We start from the raw sequence: 17,612 nt of genomic DNA, 5'->3' as shown, positions 1-17,612 counted from the left end.
CAAAGACTCCTTTTGAAGTCATACTACGCAAGGCTCTTAGCGGTAAGGCGTGTGACCCAAGATAACCAAGGCAAGAAGACAGCCGGAGTGGACGGAGTGGTATCAATATCTCCGAAGCAAAGGTTCGCCATCTCAGCCGTGATGGGATGCAGCCGTTGACCTATCCAATTATTGGGAACAAACAATGAATATTATCAATATTAAACATTTGTCAGTCGTCCTCGGCCTGGCGGTCGGCGCGATCGCCGTGCAAGTGGTCGCCCCCGCTTGGGCGCAATATTATCCTTACTATAGCTTTTTCAATCCCATGTCCTCCTACTACGAATCGGAGGAAGACCTGGGGTTGGTGGAGACGATCGCCCAACAGGAGCAGTTGAGAACTTTTGCCAAAGCCCTGCGGGAAGCGGGTTTGAGTCGAGAACTCGCCGGTCAAACTTACACCATTTTAGCCCCCACGGACGACGCCTTCGCCAACCTGCCCCCGGCAATCCGGGACGACCTCCTGCAGCCGAAAAACCGCCAAATCTTGCAAGAAATATTAAATTATCACCTCGTCGCCGGCCGCATCACCCGCGAACAGGTGGAAAGTGGTGAGATCCTCACCCGGCAAGGCAACACCGTCCGCATCGGCGGCGACCCCGAAGCGGCCCAACTGATGCTCAACGACGCCAACGCCGATCGCCTGCCCATTCCCGGCCCCAACGACAGCGTGATCGTCACCATCGATCGCGTCTTGTTGCCACCGGGACTCGTACCCCTGGGCGCGACGACCTCCGATTCCGGAACCGCCGGCGGGGGGTCGAGTTCGGGGACGACCGACAACTCCTCCGTCACGGCCGTAGCCGAACCCCCGGCAGTGTCCCCAACTCAGTTTATCTGCGATCGCGGCACGGACAACCTATTCACCACCTACGCCGTCACCCCCCGAGGTCGGGTGCCGGTGGTGAAGTGGTACTCCGACTATTTCAGCGATTCCGGCTACACCCCCGAACAGCGCTGTCGAGCCGTGTCGGCCCGATTTCAAAACTTTTACCGCCTCGGTTGGCTCAACTACATCACCCACGGCATCGTCAACCGCCAGAACGTGATCTGCGTGGCGAACGATAGGGGGATGCCCTGCGGGGGCGATCGCGTCCTGTTCACCCTCAAACCGGGGTCTGACCCGGCCGATACCGTGCAACGGCTGTTCGACGTGCGGACGGGGGCGAGTTCTCCCCTGTTCGAGAGCGAAGACGATACCGGAGTCTACATCGACTTCCGACAATTTTTAGACACCACCCCCGTCGAAACCGGAACCGCCCCGGCTCCGGAACCCGAACAACTGACAACCCCCGCCGACCCCACCCCGGGCGGAGGGATTTGGTAGGGGGAATCGGGAGTACCTGTGGGGGCGATAATCGCCCGATCTTGGCGAAACCCGTCCCGAGTCCTAAGATAAGTGGAAAGATCGATTCAACTATCAACGGGCAGATATCATGTGTGAGGAGTTTCGGGTGATGACCCAATTGTTGGGGGGGAGCCTCTTGACCGTTTTGGCGATCGCGTCCGCCGGCCTGGGTTCCGCCGTCGCTGCCGAGGAGTCGGAGTCCCAGATCACAGCCCATGGGGAAATGGGGGCGATCGTCGCCCAACTCCCCGAAGACCCGCCCCCCGACGACCTCGTAGAAGTCCAAGGACAAGTCACCTCCGTCTCCCAACTCTCCGACGTCCAACCCACCGACTGGGCCTTTCAAGCCCTCCAGTCCCTCGTCGAACGCTACGGCTGCATCGCCGGATATCCCGACGGGACTTATAAAGGCGATCGGGCCATGACCCGCTACGAATTCGCCGCCGGACTCAACGCCTGCCTCCAACGAGTCAACGAACTGATCGCCTCCTCCGTCCTCGATCGAGTCACCCGAGACGACCTCGCCCTCCTCCAAAGCCTCCAAGAACAATTCGCCGCCGAACTCGCCGCCCTCTCGGGCCGGGTCGAAACCCTCGAAGCCCGCACCGCCGAATTGGAAGCCAACCAATTCTCCACCACCACCGTCTTCGGCGGGGAAGCCATCTTCGGCTTCGCCACCGCCGCCGGCGGCGATCCCCCCGGCAGCGGAGACAACCACCAAGCCGTCCTCCACTACCTCCTCCGCCTCGGCACCGTCTCCTCCTTCAGCGGCCTCGATCGCCTCCGCATCGGCTTCGTCGCCGGCAACTTCGACAACCGGGGATTAGCCGGCACCTTTGAAAACCCCGGATTCGGCGACATGGCCCTGCTGTCCTACCAAACCGACACCGACGCCAAACTCTTCCTCGACTATCTTGAATACCGATTTCCCGCCTTCAACAACCGCGTCGTCTTCACCGTCCGCCCCGTCGGCTTCAGCCTCAGCAACGTCCTCACCGCCAACTCCCCCTTCTTCGACAACGGCCGAGGCGCCATTTCCCGCTTCGGCGAAGCCAACCCCATCTTCAAAATCGGAGCCCTGGAAGGTGGCGCCGGCTTCGACTGGCTGGTATTCGACAAACTGCGATTCCAACTCGCCTACGGAACCCGCGGCACCGCCGACGCCACCCAAGGGATCGGCGGCTCAGATCACAGCGCCCTAGGGATGCAACTGCTCCTCAAACCCTCCGCCAACACCCTCGCCGGCCTCACCTACATCAACGCCTACGCCGCCAACGGCCGCCTCGACACCCTCACCGGCAGTTTCAGCGCCGACACCTCCGGATTGCTCGACGAACCCATGCAATTTAATGCATTGGGCGGCTCCTTCCAGTGGCGCATCAACCGCCAAATCACCCTCGCCACCTGGGGAGGGGTGACGCTCGGAGAATCCCTCGGCAGCGATGCCTACGCCAACACCACCACCTATAGTTTTTCCGTCGGGGTTTCCGAACCCTTCGGGCGGCAGGGCGACCTGTTCGCATTCATCTTCGGCCAACCCCCCAAACTGGTGGCCGGTCGCAACCTCCCCCTCGGAGAAGACGAAGAAACCTCCCTGCACTTCGAGACGTTCTACCGCTTCCGCGTCAGCGATTACCTTTGGGTGACACCGGGTGTCTTCGTCGTCACCAACCCCGAACACAATGCCAATAATGACACAATTGTTATTGGCGTGATCCGCAGTACATTTCTCTTTTAGCGACTCTTCCCCATGTCCGAACTCAGGCTCCGGCTGTTCCTCGAAAACCAACCCGACCGGCTGATTTCCGTCGATCGCGACGAATTCATCATCGGCCGATCGCCTGAGTGTGACCTGCAACTGCCCTTTATCGAAGTCTCCCGCCACCACACCCGCATCTACAAAACCGCTGACGGACAATGGTGGATCGAAGATCTGGGCAGCAAAAACGGCACCAGCTTGAACGATCACCCCGTAACCGGCACCGAACCCCTGCAAGTGGGCGACGGGGTGAAAGTGGACCAGATCCGCCTCGACGTCCTCCCCCCCGACACCCAAACCCACTCCGGACGGGAGATCGGGACAGTGGTCGAAGGGGCCCACCTGATCGGCCGGGTTCAGGATCTCAAGCAGCAGTGGATACAGAGCAACACCCAATTCGACGAGGATATCGGCAATTACCGCCGCGCCGTCGCCCGACTGCAAGATCTCGTCGAAATTGCCAAATGTCTCAACAGCGCCGAGTCCATCGACGCCATTTTCTCCCAAATTCAATCCGTCATCTTTCACGACATCCCCATCATCGAACGACTGGCGTTGCTGATCGATTTGCAGGGGACCGGACATCTCGAACTCGTCAAAGCGGCAGCCAAGAGTCCGGCCGAACAGCGGGCGATGCCGAAGGACGGGAGTTGGATCGGCCGCAGCATCTGCCAGCGGGTGTTTATGGATAAGGTCGCCATCAAAACCGCCGACGCCCAGCAGGACAAGCGGTTTGAGAGCGAACCGAGTATTTTGGTCAAGGACATCCGCTCCTGCATCGCGGTTCCCCTCTGGGACGAAGATCAGGTGGTGGGGGTACTCTACGCCGACGCCCACTTTTCCTTCGACTATTGGACGAGGGGAGGAGACGAAGACCTGAGTTTTTTCTCGGCTTTGGGAAATTTGGTCGCCGCCAGCGTCCAACGCTGGTTGCTGACTCAGAAGTTGCGACGGGAAGAAACCATCCGCCAGCGTCTCGAACGCTACCACACCCCCGCCGTCGTCCAGCAGTTGATCCGGGTCGGGGCTTTGGAAAACGGCCGCCTGCCCTCCACCGAGGCGGAGATCAGTATTTTATTCGCCGATATCGTCGGGTTTACCGCCCTGTCCGAGCGCCTGCCCCCTGCCCGACTCGCCGCCCTGCTGAACGGGTTTTTCGAGGAGATGCTGCACGAGGTTTTCGCCCTCGGTGGTACCCTCGACAAGTTTATCGGGGATTGTATCATGGCGTTTTTCGGCGCCCCGGAACCCCAGCCAGACCACGCCGATCGCGCCGTGGCGGCAGCCCAGGGGATGCTCGATCGCCTGGAACAACTGAACGCGACGGGGGGGTTGCCCGAACCGCTGCAGTTGCGAATTGCCATTAACAGTGGTCGGGCCGTGGTGGGAGACGTGGGCAGTTCCCAGCGGGTGGATTATACCGTGTTGGGGGGGACGATCAACCTCGCCGCCCGCATCGAGCCGATCTGCCCCCCCGGACAGTGTGCGGTGGGTCCGGCGACCTACGCCTTATTGCGATCGCCCGAACAATTTGAAATGCTGGGAGATTACACCTTCAAAGGCATCGATCGCCCGGTGAGAATCTATCAGTTGCGACGGCAATAATATAGCAACAGACTCCAGCGGTTAGGACATTGGGATGGTAGAAAGGGAGTCGGGAGTCGGCAGTCGGTATTAGGGAACTCAAACTGCTTTTATATAAGGGTTTGAAGATTTCTGACCCCATTTCAACTGTGACCACGCCAGCGATCGTTGCTATATATCAGATCCCAATAATTGTTAATTGTTAATTATTAATTCTATTGTCGCTTTGGCGATCGCATCGCCGCCATTTTTATCCAAAGATCGAGACTGACGGGGAGGGTTGAAAGGTTGTCGGAGAAAGTCCCAATCCCCCTCGAAAAAGTCCCCGGATGTAAGAATCTGGTGACGGGCGTAGTTTTGTAACCCCTCCATCAACAGGGGGGCTTCCGCGAACCCTTCCCGCACCAAAGACACCAGGGGGACATCCAGACGCAACGCCTCGGAAAAGGTGCTGAACCCCGGTTTGGAAATTACCCGCCCGCACAGGGGCATCAAATCCACGGGGCGGATGCGGGAATAATCCGTGGAGAATTGCCCGGAACGGATGCGACTTCTGACCGGAATCAAGTTAGGCAAATCCGGAGAATTGTTGTCAAACGTGATAAATATATGATCCGGAAATTGTCGCAAATTTTGATAGGGAATTTTTGCCAAACCCAACCCCCCGAACGTGAGCATGACGGTTTTTTCCGGGGGGGTGTCGATGCCGAAGTCCCCCCGAAGTTGGGAGAGATCGTAGCGCGGATCGCCCCCGGTCAAACCCACATCTCGAATGTTTGGAAATGCGGACATCGGCTCGTGGAAGGGGAGGCGAAACAGGCGATCGCACTGTCCGAAACAGTCGGCGGCCCAGTCGGCGATTTCCCCGAATTCTCCCCCCCAATCCCGATAGATAAAATCCCAGCCAAAATTGCCCATCATGAAACCGGGAATGCCCGCTGCCCGGGCGATGGGGGCGGCCAGGGGCGGGATATCGGCCAGCAGCAAACCGATGCGATTTTGGCGGATAAAACTCACTTCCCCGGCCATAATCGATCGCTCCCGCCGGCGGATGTCCCGCAATTTTTCCAGAGTCGCCCCCTTGTCCATCGTGATGCTGTCCGACTGAATCACCCCCACGTCAAACGCCCGGGGACGGACCACAAACGGCCCGGAAATATACGATTCCAATAACCACCGGGGTGCGGTCGTCACCAGAAACAATAAAATGTCGGGGCAAAGCCGTTGAATTTTGGCTGCGACGGAAGCCGCCCGGACGGCGTGGCCGAATCCGTGATTGGTGATGGCGATATAAATAGCGGGTCTGGACATGGGTTGGTTCCATTTCTCATCAGAGGTCTATTATATTGCCGGTGAATTTCCGGGTTTCAACCGCTCCCGCCCGGGAGAATGTCACAATAGACCTAACAGATCGTATCAATTGGGGTCCCGCACTTCGGCCGTCCGACCGGAGGAAGCACGTTCGTATCAGATTGTCAACTTCTGAATTGCCATGCCCTACCTCCCGAGATCTATCCGACGTCGCCGGTTTCTGTTGTGGCTGGGAACCGGCCTCGCCCTGTGGGTTGGGGCCTGCCGTCCGAATTCTCAAACTCCCCCCGACATCACCATCGGCCTGATCGCCCCCCTGAGCGGAGAATTGGCGGAAACGGTAGGCCAAGCAACCCTGCGGGGGGCACGATTGGCCGTTTCGGAAGTCAACGAGGCGGGGGGGATCGAAGTCGGCGACGCCGGACGAAAGGTGGTTTTGGCGATCGCCGACGATCGCGACAGTCCCGACGAGGCCGTAGCCGCGGCCACCCGCCTGATCAACGAAAAAAATGTCGTCGCCCTGGTGGGACTCCCCCTGAGCCGCATCGCCATCCCCGTGGCCGACCTCGCCGAGCGGGCCAGGATACCGACGGTCAGTTCTTGGTCCACCAATCCCCGCACCACCGCCGGCAAAAAATTCGTGTTTCGGGTCGCCTTCACCGACGATTTTCAAGGCCGGGTGATCGCCCGTTTTTCCCGGGAAACATTGGGGGCAAATACCGCCGCCGTTTTGTACGATATCGCCAGCGATTACAACCGGGGACTGGCCGAAATTTTTCGGCAGGAATTTGAGGCCGTCGGGGGCCGGGTCGTCGCCTTCGAGTCCTACACCACCGACGAGGGGGACTTCGGCGGTCAACTCCGACACATTCGCGACAGCGGAGCCGAGGTTTTATTTCTCCCCAATTACGATAACGAAGTCCCCCGACAGGCGCGACAGGGGCGCGAGCTCGGCGTAGCGGCCCAACTGATGGGGAGCGACACCTGGGGGGGACTCTCTTCCGCCGAACATCCGGAATTGGAGGGGGCTTTTTTCACCGACAACTGGAACGTCGCCCTAGACAATCCGGAAGCCCGATCTTTTGTCGAAACCTATCAAAAAACCTACGGTTCTCCGCCCTCCTCGGCAGCCGCCCTTAGTTACGATGCCACCCGCTTGGTATTGACCGCCATCGCCCGTCTAGGTCGAGCCGATCCGGAATCCATCCGCGACGGTTTGGCTAATATAGAGAAGTATGAGGGTGTGACCGGAACGTTGCAATTTCAGGGGAACGGCGACCCGATCAGAAGTGTCGTCGTGCTACAGTTCCAATCCGGGAAACCTGTCTTGTACGAACAGGTGAATCCGGAATCGCGGTCCGATGACTGAGGGCGAATTCTGATGAAGTTCTGGACGAAAAGCCTGATGTCAAGGCTGGTTGTCTATTTTTTACTCCTGTCCGTCATTACCGTTTTCAGCGTGGGGGCGATCGCATTCGCCCAGGCCAGAGCTTCCATTGAGAGTCTCGTCTTTGAACGGCTGGAAGTGACCGCCACCCTCAAAGAAGAAGCCCTCGAACTCTGGGTCAAAAATCAGCTCGATGCGACCGTCTCCCTCGCCCAACTCCCCGGAATTCTCGCCCAAGCGCAAATTTTGCTGACTACAGACGACTCAGACCCTGCTTTTGTCCGAGCCCGCGAGCGGATGCAGGAGTACATGGCTTCGGCTTTGGCGGGGCGCCCCGATTTGCAGGAGGTGTTCGTCCTGACGCCGGTGGGGGGTAAAATCGTCTTTTCCACCGACCGCGATCGCGAGGGGGAATATCGCGTCAGAGATCGGTATTTTATCAAAGGAAAAAAAGGCACTTACATCCAAAACGTCTACCCCTCTTCCGCCACCGGCCGGCCCGCCATGACCGTCGCCACCCCCCTGGGAGACGGGAAGGGAAACACCGTCGGCGTCCTCGCCGCCCATTTAAACCTGCAAAAAATGGACCAGATCGTGTTCGACGACACGGGGTTGGGGAACAGCGGCGAAACCTACCTGGTGGACAATTTGCGGACCTTCGTTTCCGCCGAACAATTCGGCCGGGACGGCTTCCCCCGGGGGCTGCACAGCCCGGGCATCGACTGGGCGATCGCGGACCGAAAAAATGGCCGGGGGATCTATCGGAACTACGCCGGAATTCCCGTCCTCGGCGTCTACCGCTGGTTGCCGGAGGAAGAACTAGCCCTCCTCGTCGAGATGCATCGCAGCGAAGCCCTGGCCCCGGCCCGGAAGTTAGCCTGGATCATCTTCGCCGTGGGATTCAGTTGCAGCGCCCTCCTCACCTTGGGCGTGTACCTGTTGGCCCGCCAAATTTCCCGGCCGATTTTAGTGGTTGCCCGGGTGGCGACCCAAGTGGCCGACGGCGACCTCACCCCCGTTGCCCCCGTCATGACCCAGGACGAAGTGGGGACCCTGGCGATCGCTTTCAACCGCATGACCGCCCAGTTGCGCCACCTCTACGCCGGGATGCAGGAAAAGGTCGCCCAACTCGAGAGCATCGAAATCGAGCTGCACGAGAGCCTGGAACAGTTGCAGCTCGAAAAACAGACCGTCGAATTCCAAAAAAGCCAACTCGGCATTGCCAACCGGGAAATTACCCTCCTCAACGATCGCCTGCGGACGGAAAATTTCGACCTGGCCCGGGAACTGCAGGTCAGCACCGAACGCCTGCGCCAGTTTTTGGAAGTGATGCCCCTGGCGGTGGTGGTGACCGACGCCGGGGGCACCATTGACTACACCAACCGCGCCGCCCAAATCCTCTTCGGCCCCGGCGCCGTGCCCGAGGCGGGGGACGACGAGACGGCGATTATCTATCCCAGCTACGTCGCCGGGACGGACCGCCCCTACCCCGGCGAAGAGCTGCCCCTGTTTCGGGCCCTGCGGGGAGAAAATGTCGTCCTCGATGATATCGAAGTCCGCCGGCCGGACGGCACCATCCCCCTGGAGGCCCGGGCGACGCCGATTTACAATTCGTCCGGGGACATTTCCTTCGCCATCGCCACCTTCCAAGATATCCGCGATCGCAAGAAAGCCGAGGCGGAACGGCAGAGCTTCATCGAGGAGATGTTTGAAGTCAACTGCGATCTGGAACTGGCCCTCGACGAACAAGAAAAACTCACCGACGCCGCCGGCCGCTTCGTCCCCAATCAGTTTCTGTCGTTCCTCGGCTACGAAAGTATCGTCGAGGTGCAATCCGGGCACGCCGTGCAACAGGAAATGTCGATCCTGTTTTCCGACATCCGCAACTTCACCCACTTCTCCGAAAAGATGAGTTTGGCGGATAATTTCAGATTTATCAACGCCTATCTCTCCCGCATGGAACCCGCCATCACGGCGAATTACGGCTTCATCGACAAGTACATCGGGGACGCGATCATGGCCCTGTTTGGGGGGAAAGCTGACGACGCCGTGCGGGCCGGAATTGCCATGCTCGAAGCCCTCCGGGATTACAATGAAACCCGCCACCGCCCCGGACGCCCCCCCATCGAGATCGGCATCGGCATCAATTCCGGGGAGATGATGTTGGGCATCGTCGGCGGCCAGGATCGCATCGATACCACCGTGATCAGCGACGCCGTGAATTTGGCCTCCCGCCTGGAAGAATTGACCAAAAAATATCGCGTCCCCCTGTTGGTGAGCCAACAGACCTTCCTGCGGCTGCAAAATCCCGAGGAATATTCCTTTCGGATCATTGACAAAGTTGCCATCAAGGGCCGGTCGGAAATGGTGTCTGTCTTTGAAATCTTCGACGCCGACCCGCCGGAGATACGGCGGGCCAAGTTGGCGACCAAAACGCAATTTGAGAGAGCGCTGGCACTCTACAATATGGACGAATTTAAAGCCGCCGCCCGACTGTTGGAAGGGTGCTTATCCGAAAATGAAAATGATGCCGTCGCCCAAATTTACTGGAAACGGGTCGTCGATCGGATGTTGTCCTAGAGACATTTCCCGCCCCGGGGCCAGCCGGGGAGTTGAGAGACCGCCCGTATTGATGGTAGGCTTGAAGTTTGAGTGTACGGTTGCGATCGCGCCGGCGATCGCAATTCCCATCCCTTCCCCCCCCGAAACCCCGGATGTGTCAGCTTTTCCCGGACTCGTTCTCAGAACCCCGGGCCGAACCGGCGGCGACTCGCCCCGAAGGATTGCGAGATATACTGATTTCATGGCAATTCTTGACAGAAAGACACGGCATTGCATCATGGCACAAATCTTTGGAGACTATATCGATGCTCCGAGTACGAGTAATGAATTTTTGGTGATCGGATTTTCTCCCAGTTCGATCCCCCTCAAGCAGCGGTGGAGAAATAATGGTCTGTCGGCTAATTTTATGGCCGATTACGTCACCACATTTTTTCCAAAATCCGAGCAAGACCCGGAGGGATTGAGCCGGCAATCAGAAATCAAAAGTGCCGTCAGTTTTATCGCCAATGAATTATTAGAAAATGCGATGAAATTCAGCGATGATTCTTCATCGTATCCCATCAAAATTCAGCTTTTTTTGAGCAGCGAAAACTTGGTTTTCTTCGTCGCCAACAGCATTTCATCCGGAGCCGTCTCCGGCTTTCAGAATTATATCCGGGAATTGCTCAGTTCCGACCCAGAAGAAATGTACGTTAGGCAGGTCGAAAAAAACCTCGACAACGACCATCAGTCGGGCTTGGGTTATCTAACGATGGTCAACGATTATCTCGCCCAACTGGGTTGGAAGTTCGAGGAAATTCCGCAAGATTCATCGACCCTTATCGTCACGACAATGGTCCAACTGAAAATTTGAGTTGATGGCTTTTAGACAGACACGCTGGCAGGATGCAACGATGGAAATTACAGAATACAAAACCGAAGATTACAGTGTCGAATACGATCGCGAAACGACCACCGTCACCCTGGCGGGTTCCCTCAGACTCAGCGGACTGGAGGACTCCAATCCCGTCGTCAAGTTGCTCAACGACGTGCTGGCTTTGGAACCAAAAACGATCACCCTCAACCTGCGGGAATTGGAGTTTCTCAACAGTTCCGGCATCAATATGCTATCCAAGTTCGTGATCAAAGTCCGTCAAAACAAAACCATCCACCTGATTTTGTTGGCATCTAACCGCATCCCCTGGCAAGGAAAATCCCTCAAAAATCTGCAACGGTTAATGCCGACGTTGGAGTTGGAAGTACAGTGATTGATGACACCGAAACCGTCAGACCGTCAAAATCTGAAATCGACGATTTCAGATTTTGATTGCGAGGGAGTAAATGGGGAGGATGCAGGAAGAAGAACGAAGCCGGATCGATTTGCTCTCAGAAATCGACGAATTGCGCCGAGAAATTAAGGCGCTCAGACGGGAAAAAGCGGATTTGGAAATCCTGCTGGAAACAACGATGGTTCACGCCGATTTGGTGGAAGAACAACTGCACGAGTCGAACCGACACCTGCAGGCAGAAATCGCGGAGCGCTCCCGCACCGAAGTCCGGCTCAAAGCCTCCGAGAAAAACCTCCGCGCCCTGCTCGAAGCCGTCACCCGGACCAATACGGACCTGGAAATCATGTTGGAGACGACCACCACCCACGGCGACTTGATGGAGGAATTTTCTCACAATCTCAGCATCCGCGACGCCCTCACCGGCCTATTCAACCGCCGCTATCTCGAACAATCTTTAGTCCGACATCTGGAACGAGCCAAACAACAACGTCAACCGCTGAGTCTGATCCTCGGCGATATCGACCACTTCAAACGATTCAACGATCGCTGGGGACACCAGGCCGGGGATTTCGTCCTGCAGGCGGTGAGCCGCTTCATACAAAATCACATCCGCCTGTCGGACATCGCCTGCCGCTACGGGGGGGAAGAATTGCTCGTCATTTTGCCCTCGACTTCCACCCAGGAAGCCTACCACCTGGCCGAACGGCTCAGACATGGCATCAAAGAAATGTGTCACGAATATTCTTACACCTTCATCGAAGGGGTGACGCTCTCCATCGGCGTGGCGAGTTTTCCCGTACACGGCGACTCGGACGAAACCCTGATTCGGGCGGCCGATCGCGCTTTATATACCGCCAAAAACCGGGGCCGCGATCGCGTCGCCGTCGCCGACCGCAACACCCGCGAAACTTCCGGAAACAGACCGTAATATACCGCTACTACGCGCGGGCGGGGCCGGCTCGTTGCTATCAAATCGAGTCGGCAACGGTGCATTCCCACCCATCTATAGCAATGGGCGAAGAGTGTGTTTACAAATTGCTGCGGGTGTGACGGGCTTTTTGCAGCAAATCCTGCGCTTGGGCGTTCACCGTCGTCCCCGGTTTGACCGACTCCAACGTATAAATAATTTCCGCCAGATGTCCGTTCAAAGTTGACAAACTGGGATTTTCGGAATTGACCAGTTGCCGCCACTCGGCGATCAATTTTTGCGATCGCTCGATCGCCTTCACCGAGGCCTCCTCGTCTTCGAGCCGCCGTTGAATTGCCCCCCGGTTGGACTGGTATTCGGCCAATTTTTTCTGCGCGTCCAGATAGCTGGGATTGTCCCGGGGCACCTGTTCCAACCGGGCGATCGCCTCGTCCCAATGTTGCAAAACCTGCCGCCAATGGGAGGCGGTGTGGGGGGGATTTTGGGCATCGTTGGCCGCTTGGCTGGCGAAAATTTGCGCCGCTTCGATCAACGTGTCGCCCTGCAACCGTCCGGCCACAAACCCCACCTCCTGCCGAAAATCCCGCTCGGCAGCCTCCAAGGCTTGTCCGGCCGTCTTTCCGGCCAGGGTTTCTCGGGGGATGCCGCGGAGTTCGTCGATCGCCGCCTGCCACGCCTGGATGGCCGCTTCTTCCCCCGTGACATCCGCCGCGCCGTCGAACTGTTCCCGGGCGAGTTTCAAGGCTTCTTCGGCTGCCGCCAGGGCCGTCTGGGCGTTCTGTTCCTGGAAAATCTGCGCCTCCATGCGGCCGATTTTCTTGCGGGCACTCTCGTACTCATCCAACGTAAACTTCCAGGTACATCCCATCCAGGAACAGTACGCTTTTGGATAATATCCCAAAAACCAGACGGGCAACTTGTCGAGGTGTTGTTGGGCCCGTCGGGACTTCTCGGCGCCGAGATCCAAATCTTCCGCCGCCGTGGCTTGATTCACCAACTGATCCGCCTGCTCCACCAAAGCGATCGCCCGCCGGTAGTTATAATCCATACTCATGTAACTCGGCAGCAGCAGCAGGGGGGCCGTCTTCGCCACCGGCATCCGGATCATCGGGTAGGGCAGATTCGCCACCCACACGAATCCCGCCAATCCCGCCAGCACCGCGCCCCCCCAGGTGACTTTCGACATCAGACCCGCCGGGCGGTTGGCCCGGGCTGCGCGGTCGAGGACTTTCGGGTTAAAATTGGGGAACTGATCGTCGAGCAGGCCGGCGATTTCGGCGCGGGTGAGGCGTTCTCCGGGCTGCGATCGCATCTTTTCCAACCGTCGCATCCCGATCTGCCGGCTCACGTCCCCCGCCGGATCGTTTTGCCCCAGGCGTTTCACCTCGGCCGCGAGAATTTCAAACGCGCGATCGGAAAGTCGTCCCATTGACCTGCCTCCAAACCTGAAATGCTCCTGCTTCCTCCAACATAGCCCAGGTCGAAGCGGGGGTGAGTCGGAAAAAGCGAGGAATTGATAATTATCAATTGTCAATTATCAATTGTCAATTATTCCCCAAGGTAGATGTGGGAGTGGGAAGGGCGGTTCATCCTTAAGGGGGACGTCGGGGCTGAAGCGATCGCCTCACCGGTCGAATCGAATCGCCTCCCGAGTCGGCCAACATCGCCAAAAATTCATTGCTGCTTCCGACGGACTTTTTGATAGATTCGAGACCCATGGCAATCGTAAGTCAACTCATCCTCCCATTTTCGCCGGCCAATGGGATATGGTTTTCCGGCGCGATCGCGTGGTCGCAGGGTTCGGCTGTCTTACTGGGAATCGCCAACTACATTGTCGCGGCGCTGCTCATTTATATTGTCCACAGGCACCGGGAGCTCCCCTACATCGGGACGATCCTGTTGTTCGCCCTTTCCGGGATCGGCGGCGGCACGGCTGCCCTGTCGGCCGGATTGAGAGCCGATCCCGCCCTGATGGGAGCCGCCCACGCCGTCGCCTCCCTGGCCGCGATCGCGATCGTCGGGCGCCTCGTGAGCCTGCTCCCCGCCGCCGGGGGCGGGCCGAACCCGACGGCGTTGAACACCGCCAACCGGCAACTCGAAGCCCAAGTCCGGGAACGGCGGGAAATCGAAACCACCCTCCAGAACGCCAAATCGGAACTCGAATTCCAAGTCAAAGAACAGACAGCCGAACTCCACAAAACCGTCATCCAATTGGAGCGACAAATCCGAGAGCGGGCGACGATGGAAACCGCCATCCAACAGCAGCGGGCGCAACTGCAAGCCATTTTGGACAACTCCCCCGCCGTCATCTACGTCAAAGACACCCGCGGCCGCTTCACCCTGATCAATCGCCAGTGCGAAATCCTCTTCAACCGCCCCGCCGCCGAAATTCTCGGCCGCACCCACCGCGACCTGTTTCCCCCGCCCCTGGCCGAAACCTTCCAAATGGGGGAGCAGACCGTTTTGGAGGGGGGCGTGCCCGTGCAAATCGAAGAAGAAATTCCCTGCCCCGACGAACTCCGCACCTTCCTCTCGGTTCAGTTTCCCCTGTTTGACGAAAATTGGGTTCCCGACGGGATCGGCAGCATCTGCACCGACATCACCGACCGCAAGCGGGCCGAAGAACGGCTGCGGTTGCTCGAATCGGCCGTCAGCCGTACCAGCGACGCGATCGCGATCGCCGAATGCGAACACGGAGATCCCGCCGACTTCCGCATCGTCTACGTCAACGACGCCTTCACCCGCCTGACGGGCTACCGCCCCGAAGACATCATCGGAGAAAGCCCCGCCGTCCTCCACGGGCCGGAGACCGACCGCCGACAACTCCACCGCATCCTGGCGGCGTCCCAGAGCAACCAGTCCATCCAGGTGGAACTGGTCAACTACCGCCGGGACGGCTCCAAATATTGGGCCGACCTGAGCATCTCTCCCGTCACCGACGGCGACGGCCGACTCACCCACCTGGTTTCGGTGCAGCGGGACGTCACCTCCCGAAAACTGCGAGCCAGCGCCCTCCAGCAGGAACGGCGGCAACTCCAAAACATCATCACCAACGCCCCCGTCGCCGTCGCCATCCTCGACCGCAATATGCGCTACCTCGCCTACAGCGATCGCTGGCTGAAAGACTACGACCTGCCCGCAGAATCCCTCGTCGGCCGCTCCCACTACGAAATTTTCCCCCACATCCCCGAACGGTGGCGGGACGTCCACCGTCGCGCCCTGGCCGGGGAAGTGCTCTCCTGCACCGAAGATACCATCGACTATCCCGACGCTTCCCGGGGCTACTTCCGCTGGGCGATCCACCCCTGGCACACCCCGTCCGGAGAAGTCGGCGGTGTCGTCATCGCGACCCACCCCATTGACGAATTGGTGCGGGCTCGGGAAGCTGCCCTGGAAAATTCCCGGCTCAAATCCCAATTTCTCGCCAACATGAGCCACGAGATCCGGACGCCGATGAACGGGGTTCTGGGGATGACGGGGCTGCTGTTCAAAACTGACCTCGACCCCAAGCAGCAGGATTTCGTCCGGGCCATCCGCACCAGCGCCGATCATCTGCTGGCGATCATCAACGACATCCTGGATTTTTCCAAACTTGAAGCCCAGGAGATCGAACTCGAAGAGTTGGATTTTGACCTGGAGGAGTGCTTGGAGAACATCATCGATCTCCTCGCCACCCAGGCAGACCAAAAGGGGCTCGAACTGGCCGCGATCGTCGATCGCGATGTCCCCCGCTACCTGCGCGGCGACCCGGGCCGGCTCCGTCAGGTGCTGTTGAATCTGATGAGCAACGGCATCAAATTCACCGCCACCGGGGAAGTCACCTTGCGTGTCCACCGCCACCGGCGATCATCGCCCGATGCCCACCCCGCCTCCGCCACCCTCTGCTTCCAGGTGCAGGACACCGGCATCGGCATCCCCCCGGAAGCTCAGTCCCGCCTGTTCGAGGCGTTTTCTCAGGTTGATGCCTCCACCACCCGCAAATTCGGGGGGACCGGTTTGGGATTGGTGATTTGCAAGCAACTCGTGGACGTGATGGGGGGAGAAATTGGCGTGGAAAGTCGGGTCGGGGAAGGGACGACGTTCGGGTTCACCCTGCCCTTTTCCCAACCCAAAACGGTCTCCATCCCCGATTTGCCCAAAACGCTGACGGAGTTGAAGCTGCTGGTGGTGGACGGCAACGCCAGCGTCCGGCAGTCGGTGCGGTATTTGGTGCAATCCTGGGGGATGCACCGGTCGGAGGCTGCGGACGGGGAGACGGCACTGCAGATCTTGCGCCGGGACGCCCGCCGCGGGAAACCGTTCAATTTGGCGATTTTCGACCAAAATTTGTTGATGGGGAGCGGGGAAAATTTGGCGGAAGTCATCCACACGGATTCGGAACTGCAAGACACCAAATTGGTGTTGATGACCTCTATGCGCCGGCTCAATTCGGTGGAGCCGTGGTTGGAGCGGGAACTCGCCACCGGCTACCTGATCAAGCCCGTGCGGGCCTCCCGACTCTTCGACGCCCTGCTGACGGCGATGGCTTCGGAGATCGCGGGGGACGTGGTGGATTTGCACTCGCGGCGCGGCGGGGACGCCGATCGCGGATTTTCGGACGGCCTCCGGGGGGAGGAGGCACCGGCGGATTTGGACGTGCAGATTTTGCTGGCCGAAGATCACCCCATCAACCAACAAGTTCTGTTAAATCAGTTGAGTTTGCTGGGATGCTCGGCGGACTTGGCGGAAAATGGGGAAGAGGTGTTGGAAAGAGTCCGCGATCGCCCTTACGATATTGTGTTTATGGACTGTCAGATGCCCCGCTTGGACGGCTACGCGGCGACCCGGGAACTGCGGCGACGGGAGGGAAGCGATCGCCACACCGTCGTCATTGCCCTGACGGCCCACGCCATGCCAGCGGACCGCGAAAAGTGTCTGGTCGCTGGGATGGACGACTATATTAGCAAACCCATCGCCCAGGAGGAGTTGGAGCAAAAGTTGAAAACCTGGGCGGGCCGCATCCGGGGCGGGTCCCCCCCGCCGTCCGATTCCGAACCCCGGATTCCGGACACCGAACCCGAATCCGCCGACCCCCTAGACTGGGAACGGCTGGAGTCGATTTCCCGCGGCCGGCGGGAATTTCAGCAAAAGTTGCTGACGGCCTTCGTCGGCAACGCTCGGGAGGACTTGGGGCGGCTGCGGGAGGGGATGGAGGCGGAAGATTTCGAGTCCCTGGCCGCGATCGCTCACCGACTCAAGGGGGCCAGCGGCAACGTGGGGGTGTGCCTCCTTCCCCCCCTGGCCCTGGAACTCGAACAGAAGGCTCGGGCTCGAAATGCGGACGGTTGCCGGGGCGCGATCGCTTCCATTCAAGAACAGCTCGACCGGGCTGAAACCTTCATCCGGCGGGAATTTTCGGAGACTTGAGGGTGGACGTCGGGGTGGTC

The 17,612-nt window shown here is 58.9% G+C and carries 11 protein-coding genes and 1 pseudogene; 10 read left to right on the top strand and 2 right to left on the bottom strand.

The window, feature by feature from the left end; genetic code table 11:
* From LKE08_RS01240 to LKE08_RS01225, 4 genes and pseudogenes are all read left to right on the top strand, one after another.
* Positions 1 to 132, top strand: a pseudogene (locus LKE08_RS01240) (reverse transcriptase N-terminal domain-containing protein); the annotation flags it as partial.
* A gap of 52 nt (positions 133 to 184) precedes the next feature.
* A complete protein-coding gene (locus tag LKE08_RS01235; RefSeq protein WP_324702371.1) occupies positions 185 to 1,366 on the top strand; it encodes a COP23 domain-containing protein in 1,182 nt (393 codons plus the stop codon).
* A gap of 244 nt (positions 1,367 to 1,610) precedes the next feature.
* Complete coding sequence (locus LKE08_RS01230; RefSeq protein WP_324702373.1) at positions 1,611 to 3,125, top strand: iron uptake porin; 1,515 nt, start codon at positions 1,611 to 1,613, stop codon at positions 3,123 to 3,125.
* Between the two features lie 12 nt (positions 3,126 to 3,137).
* Positions 3,138 to 4,751: an adenylate/guanylate cyclase domain-containing protein gene (locus LKE08_RS01225; protein ID WP_324702370.1), complete on the top strand. Its 1,614-nt coding sequence runs from the start codon at positions 3,138 to 3,140 to the stop codon at positions 4,749 to 4,751.
* A gap of 174 nt (positions 4,752 to 4,925) precedes the next feature.
* On the opposite strand, the gene LKE08_RS01220 is transcribed toward LKE08_RS01225, so the two are convergent.
* On the bottom strand, positions 4,926 to 6,041 hold the full coding sequence (locus LKE08_RS01220; RefSeq protein ID WP_324702369.1) for a glycosyl transferase: 1,116 nt from the start codon (positions 6,039 to 6,041) through the stop codon (positions 4,926 to 4,928).
* Positions 6,042 to 6,222: 181 nt separating this feature from the next.
* On the opposite strand from LKE08_RS01220, the gene LKE08_RS01215 reads away from it, so the two are divergent.
* The 5 genes from LKE08_RS01215 to LKE08_RS01195 all read left to right on the top strand — a co-directional run bounded on the left by LKE08_RS01215 (position 6,223) and on the right by LKE08_RS01195 (position 12,186).
* Positions 6,223 to 7,410, top strand: coding sequence for an ABC transporter substrate-binding protein (locus tag LKE08_RS01215; RefSeq protein ID WP_324702368.1), 1,188 nt, complete (start codon positions 6,223 to 6,225; stop codon positions 7,408 to 7,410).
* Between the two features lie 36 nt (positions 7,411 to 7,446).
* Positions 7,447 to 10,008 (top strand): adenylate/guanylate cyclase domain-containing protein, encoded by a 2,562-nt coding sequence (locus tag LKE08_RS01210; protein ID WP_324702367.1) that lies wholly within the window; start codon positions 7,447 to 7,449, stop codon positions 10,006 to 10,008.
* 259 nt (positions 10,009 to 10,267) lie between these two features.
* A complete protein-coding gene (locus tag LKE08_RS01205; protein ID WP_324702366.1) occupies positions 10,268 to 10,843 on the top strand; it encodes an ATP-binding protein in 576 nt (191 codons plus the stop codon).
* Positions 10,844 to 10,883: 40 nt separating this feature from the next.
* Positions 10,884 to 11,237: a hypothetical protein gene (locus LKE08_RS01200; RefSeq protein WP_324702372.1), complete on the top strand. Its 354-nt coding sequence runs from the start codon at positions 10,884 to 10,886 to the stop codon at positions 11,235 to 11,237.
* Positions 11,238 to 11,319: 82 nt separating this feature from the next.
* Positions 11,320 to 12,186 (top strand): diguanylate cyclase, encoded by an 867-nt coding sequence (locus LKE08_RS01195; protein ID WP_324702365.1) that lies wholly within the window; start codon positions 11,320 to 11,322, stop codon positions 12,184 to 12,186.
* Positions 12,187 to 12,286: 100 nt separating this feature from the next.
* Here LKE08_RS01195 and LKE08_RS01190 read toward each other — a convergent pair whose 3' ends face one another.
* Positions 12,287 to 13,615 (bottom strand): hypothetical protein, encoded by a 1,329-nt coding sequence (locus LKE08_RS01190; RefSeq protein WP_324702364.1) that lies wholly within the window; start codon positions 13,613 to 13,615, stop codon positions 12,287 to 12,289.
* A 287-nt stretch (positions 13,616 to 13,902) separates the two neighbouring features.
* Here LKE08_RS01190 and LKE08_RS01185 point away from each other — a divergent pair, with 287 nt between their 5' ends.
* Entirely contained in the window at positions 13,903 to 17,592 is a 3,690-nt protein-coding gene (locus LKE08_RS01185) for a PAS domain-containing protein (protein ID WP_324702363.1), read from the top strand.
* Positions 17,593 to 17,612 lie beyond the last annotated feature (20 nt).

The organism is Lyngbya sp. CCY1209 (assembly GCF_035615495.1).
Classification (GTDB): Bacteria; Cyanobacteriota; Cyanobacteriia; order Cyanobacteriales; family Microcoleaceae; genus Limnospira.
Note: the sequence above shows the minus strand (reverse complement) of the source record. Positions and strands in the feature narration are given on the sequence as shown.

Coding starts and splice junctions, on each gene's coding strand:
- LKE08_RS01235 (WP_324702371.1), top strand. CDS start 185: ATGAATATTATCAATATTAAACATTTGTCAGTCGTCCTCGGCCTGGCG.
- LKE08_RS01230 (WP_324702373.1), top strand. CDS start 1,611: ATGGGGGCGATCGTCGCCCAACTCCCCGAAGACCCGCCCCCCGACGAC.
- LKE08_RS01225 (WP_324702370.1), top strand. CDS start 3,138: ATGTCCGAACTCAGGCTCCGGCTGTTCCTCGAAAACCAACCCGACCGG.
- LKE08_RS01220 (WP_324702369.1), bottom strand. CDS start 6,041: ATGTCCAGACCCGCTATTTATATCGCCATCACCAATCACGGATTCGGC.
- LKE08_RS01215 (WP_324702368.1), top strand. CDS start 6,223: ATGCCCTACCTCCCGAGATCTATCCGACGTCGCCGGTTTCTGTTGTGG.
- LKE08_RS01210 (WP_324702367.1), top strand. CDS start 7,447: ATGTCAAGGCTGGTTGTCTATTTTTTACTCCTGTCCGTCATTACCGTT.
- LKE08_RS01205 (WP_324702366.1), top strand. CDS start 10,268: ATGGCACAAATCTTTGGAGACTATATCGATGCTCCGAGTACGAGTAAT.
- LKE08_RS01200 (WP_324702372.1), top strand. CDS start 10,884: ATGGAAATTACAGAATACAAAACCGAAGATTACAGTGTCGAATACGAT.
- LKE08_RS01195 (WP_324702365.1), top strand. CDS start 11,320: ATGCAGGAAGAAGAACGAAGCCGGATCGATTTGCTCTCAGAAATCGAC.
- LKE08_RS01190 (WP_324702364.1), bottom strand. CDS start 13,615: ATGGGACGACTTTCCGATCGCGCGTTTGAAATTCTCGCGGCCGAGGTG.
- LKE08_RS01185 (WP_324702363.1), top strand. CDS start 13,903: ATGGCAATCGTAAGTCAACTCATCCTCCCATTTTCGCCGGCCAATGGG.